This window comes from Sphingobacterium sp. 40-24, assembly GCF_001899705.1.
In the GTDB taxonomy this organism is placed as follows: Bacteria; Bacteroidota; Bacteroidia; order Sphingobacteriales; family Sphingobacteriaceae; genus Sphingobacterium; species Sphingobacterium multivorum.
In genome coordinates this window covers 1-1784 of sequence record NZ_MKWH01000030.1, presented here as the reverse complement: position 1 = coordinate 1784, position 1784 = coordinate 1, and the positions used below count along the sequence as shown (strand labels likewise).

At 47.9% G+C, this 1784-nt stretch carries 3 protein-coding genes; all 3 read left to right on the top strand.

Translation table 11 applies throughout. The annotated features are described in order from the left end of the window. A partial coding sequence (locus tag BGP15_RS11120; protein ID WP_286769545.1) for a DUF4134 domain-containing protein occupies nt 1-216 on the top strand: 216 nt, incomplete at its 5' end. 11 nt (nt 217-227) lie between these two features. Next, nucleotides 228-557 carry a DUF4133 domain-containing protein gene (locus BGP15_RS11115; RefSeq protein ID WP_013632619.1) on the top strand — a complete coding sequence of 110 codons (330 nt, stop codon included), beginning with the start codon at nt 228-230 and terminating at the stop codon, nt 555-557. After that, nucleotides 554-1784 (top strand): TraG family conjugative transposon ATPase (locus BGP15_RS11110; protein WP_286769544.1); only part of this gene is annotated, 1231 nt, incomplete at its 3' end. The genes BGP15_RS11115 and BGP15_RS11110, both read left to right, overlap by 4 nt.

The following is a 1784-nucleotide window of genomic DNA, read 5'->3' as shown; positions in this document are numbered from 1 at the left end:
ATCAACGAGGCTACCCAAATGGTAACAAGTTATTTCGACCCCGCAACGCAATTAATCTACGCCATCGGTGCGGTAGTCGGGTTAATCGGGGGCGTTAAGGTGTACAACAAATTCAGTTCCGGCGACCCCGACACGAGTAAGACCGCAGCTTCGTGGTTTGGTGCGTGTATCTTCTTGATTGTTGCCGCTACTATCCTGCGTTCATTCTTCCTTTAATCCGTTGCCTTATGAATTACAATATCAACAAAGGCATCGGCAGGACGGTGGAATTTAAAGGGCTAAAAGCGCAATACCTGTTCATTTTCGCAGGTGGGCTGCTCGGTACGCTTATCCTCGTGATGATACTGTATATGGCAGGCGTAAACTCTTACATCTGCCTGTTCCTCGGAGCAGGCGGTGCTTCGCTCATTGTATGGCAGACCTTTTCGCTGAACAGGAAGTACGGCGAACACGGACTGATGAAAATTGCAGCCAATAAAAGGCATCCCCGCTACATCATCTGCCGCAAGCCTGTAAACCGCTATTTAAAATTCACACCTAAACAGAATGCCGTATGAGAAATGTAGCAAAGACCACCACACTGGAAAACAAATTTCCCTTGTTGGCAGTAGAGAACAACTGCATCTTATCCAAAGATGCGGACATTACCGCTTGTTTTGAAGTGCGTTTGCCGGAACTGTTCACGGTAGCTTCTGCGGAATACGAAGCCATTCACTCCGCCTGGCACAAGGCGATTAAAACCCTCCCTGATTTTACGGTCATTCACAAACAGGATTGGTACATTAAGGAAAGCTATGCACCTGATTTGGCAATCGAAGACCAGAGTTTTTTATCGAAGTCTTATCAACGTCATTTCAACGAGCGACCGTTCCTGAACCATTATTGCTACCTGTTTCTGACAAAGACTACTAAGGAAAGAATGCGGATGCAAAGCAACTTTAGTTCGCTTTGCAAAGGTACACTGATACCAAAGGAAATCAGGAACAAGGAAACGATACACCGCTTTATGGAGGCGGTCGCCCAGTTTGAACGTATCGTGAACGATAGCGGTTTTGTCAGCCTGCGGCGTTTGACCGAAGAGGACATTATCGGAACGGAAGATACACAGGGATTACTGGAACAGTACCTCACGTTATCGAGGGGAGCAGGAACACCAATGCAGGACATCGCACTCGGAAACGAAGAGGTGCGCATTGGCAACAAAAGGTTAAGCCTGCATACCCTTTCAGATACGGATGACCTGCCCGGAACGGTATCGGCAGATACCCGTTTTGAAAAGCTATCTACCGACCGTAGCGACTGCCGTCTGTCATTCGCCGCACCTGTGGGCTTGCTATTAAGCTGCAACCACATATACAACCAGTACATTTTTTTGGATAACAGCGAAGACAACCTGCAAAAGTTTGAGAAGTCTGCAAGGAATATGCACTCACTGGCAAGGTACAGTCGTGCCAACCAAATCAATAAAGAGTGGATAGAAAAGTACCTGAACGAAGCCCACAGCTTCGGATTGTCCTCCATCCGTGCGCACTACAACATTATGGCGTGGTCGGAAGACCCTGCGGAACTGAAGCAGTTAAAGAATGATTGCGGTAGTGCATTGGCATTGATGGAGTGTAAGCCACGCCACAACACTACGGACGTAGCAACATTCTACTGGGCAGGAATGCCGGGCAATGCGGGCGACTTTCCCAGTGAAGAAAGTTTTTACACTTTTATTGAGCCTGCCTTGTGCTTCTTCACGGAAGAAACCAACTACCACAATTCGCCCTCGCCGTTCGGTA